Genomic DNA, 3,116 nt, shown 5'->3' on the forward strand with positions numbered 1-3,116 from the left:
CGCCTTCGTGAAGTCGGAGTTGCTAGTAATCGCGGATCAGCATGCCGCGGTGAATACGTTCCCGGGCCTTGTACACACCGCCCGTCACACCACCCGAGTCGTCTGCACCCGAAGTCGCTGGCCTAACCCGTAAGGGAGGGAGGCGCCGAAGGTGTGGAGGGTAAGGGGGGTGAAGTCGTAACAAGGTAGCCGTACCGGAAGGTGCGGCTGGATCACCTCCTTTCTAGGGAGAATCACGGCGTCGGTCGTTCGCGACCGCGCGGTGCCCCGGTCGAGCTTGCTCCTGGGGGACCTAGAGCCAATGTTGATCTGGCTTCTCGGCGTCCTTGTCGGACGCGTCACAGTATCTGGTTTCCAGGGTTCAGGCCCTGAGCGCGCGCCCTCCTGGGGCGCGTCTGCACCTTGAGAGCTGCATAGCGCAAGATGAGAAAACGAATAGTACTCAGATCAAGATATTAAGGGCACACGGTGGATGCCTTGGCGCTAGAAGCCGATGAAGGACGTGGCAAGCTGCGATAAGCCTCGGGTAGGTGCACACAACCGTTAATCCGAGGATGTCCGAATGGGGAAACCCAGCTGGGGTCATGCCCAGTTACCCTCTGCTGAACACATAGGCAGAGTGGAGGCAACCGGGGGAACTGAAACATCTAAGTACCCCGAGGAAGAGAAATCAACCGAGATTTCCCTAGTAGTGGCGAGCGAACGGGAAAGAGCCTAAACCCATGTATGCGTTAAAGCCTGTGGGCGTTGCTGCATGTGGGGTTGTGGGAGTCGTCGCCTTGTGGGCCGCAGACCCGAGACGAAGTTACAAATCGCTGTGGTAGCAGAACGGCTTGGAACGGCCGGCCATAGAGGGTAAAGGCCCCGTAAGCGAAACTGCAGCGACTTCGAGACGACCACCCGAGTACTGCCGGACACGTGAAATCCGGTAGGAAGCTGGGGGGACCACCCTCCAAGGCTAAATACTCTCTAGCGACCGATAGCGAACAAGTACCGTGAGGGAAAGGTGAAAAGCACCCCGACGAGGGGAGTGAAAGAGACCTGAAACCGAATGCCTACAAACAGACGGAGCTCAAGGTTCGTCCTGAGTGACGTCGTACCTTTTGTATAATGGGCCAGCGACTTAATTTGACGAGCAAGCTTAAGCCGATAGGCGTAGGCGCAGCGAAAGCGACTCTGAAGAGGGCGACCAAGTTCGTCGGATTAGACCCGAAACCTAGTGATCTAGCCATGGTCAGGTTGAAGGTGGGGTAACACCTACTGGAGGACCGAACCGGTGTCTGTTGAAAAAGCCTCGGATGAACTGTGGCTAGGGGTGAAAGGCCAACCAAACTGGGAAATAGCTGGTTTTCCGCGAAAGCTATTTAGGTAGCGCCTCGAGCGAATGCTTTGGGGGGTAGAGCACTGGATGGGCTAGGGGGACTTACCGTCTTACCAAACCTAACCAAACTCCGAATACCCGAAAGCAATGCGCGGGAGACACACGGTGGGTGCTAACGTCCATCGTGGAGAGGGAAAAAACCCTGACCTACAGCTAAGGCCCCCAATTCGTGGCTAAGTGTGAAAGGATGTGGGAATCCCATAACAACCAGGAGGTTGGCTTAGAAGCAGCCATCCTTTAAAGAAAGCGTAATAGCTCACTGGTCTAGACAAGCCGTCCTGCGCCGAAAATGTAACGGGGCTAAAGCCACGTACCGAAGCTGTGGGTGTCAGAAGGCAGTTGCCAGATGACAGATGTCAGATAAACGAGCGAAGAAAGCGGTCGGGTTCGAGGAGCTGGATGTGTTCCAGCGGGCCTACCGGTTGTCGCTCGAGGTTCACCGGCGGAGCTTGCAGTTCCCGGCGGTGGAGCAATACGGCTTGGCCGATCAGGTCCGGCGTGCGAGCAAGGGCATCTGCGCGAACATCGCAGAGGGCTTTGCCAAGCAGAGCTGGTCTCCGGCCGAGTTCAAACGGTTCATCAGCATGGCGATCGGATCGAGTGACGAGATGCGGGTATGGATCCGCTATTGCCTCGATCTGGGGTACATCGACACGTCGACCTGGGAAGGTTGGCGCGACGGGTATCAGGAGATATCAAAGATGCTGCATGGGCTGCGCCGCAATGTGACGCCGGCGCGATCGTAACTGACATCCGACATCTGACATCTGCCTTCTGACGCGGTAGCGGAGCGTTCCGTAAGCCTGTGAAGGGGTCTCGCGAGGGGTCCTGGAGGCACCGGAAGTGAGAATGCTGACATGAGTAGCGACAAACAGTGTGAGAGACACTGTCGCCGAAAGTCCAAGGGTTCCTGCGCAAGGTTAATCCGCGCAGGGTGAGCCGGTCCCTAAGGCGAGGCCGAGAGGCGTAGTCGATGGGAATCAGGTTAATATTCCTGAGCCTGCTGGATGTGACGAACGTCGTAAGTTGTGAGGGCTTATCGGATTGCCCTTGCTGCGAAGGCGTTCCAGGAAACAACGCCAGCGTGAGACCGTACCCGAAACCGACACAGGTGGACTGGTAGAGCATACCCAGGCGCTTGAGAGAATGATGTTGAAGGAACTCGGCAAATTGCCCTCGTAACTTCGGAAGAAGAGGGCCCTCGTCTCGGGCAACCGGGATGAGGGGGCACAGAGCAGGGGGTGGCGACTGTTTACCAAAAACACAGGGCTCTGCGAAGCCAATGAGGCGACGTATAGGGTCTGACGCCTGCCCGGTGCCGGAAGGTTAAGAGGAGGGGTGCAAGCTCTGAATCGAAGCCCCGGTAAACGGCGGCCGTAACTATAACGGTCCTAAGGTAGCGAAATTCCTTGTCGGGTAAGTTCCGACCCGCACGAATGGCGTAACGATCTGGGCGCTGTCTCTACGAGGGATCCGGCGAAATTGAAGTACCTGTGAAGATGCAGGTTACCCGCGATAGGGCAAAAAGACCCCGTGGAGCTTTACTGCACCCTGTCATTGGATTGGGATGCAGCTTGTGTAGGATAGGTGGGAGGCTGTGAAGCTGGGGCGCTAGCCTCGGTGGAGCCGACGTTGAAATACCACCCTGGTTGGATTTCGGTTCTAACCGCGACCCGTGATCCGGGCGCAGGACAGTGTCAGGCGGGCAGTTTGACTGGGGCGGTCGCCTCCTAAA

At 57.1% G+C, this 3,116-nt stretch carries 2 rRNA genes; both read left to right on the plus strand.

Annotation, left to right across the window (positions count from 1 at the left end):
* Positions 1–223, plus strand: a 16S ribosomal RNA gene (locus tag AC11W3_RS04150); the annotation flags it as partial.
* A 222-nt stretch (positions 224–445) separates the two neighbouring features.
* Positions 446–3,116 (plus strand): 23S ribosomal RNA (locus AC11W3_RS04155); the annotation flags it as partial.

Source organism: Geomonas sp. (genome assembly GCF_056994735.1).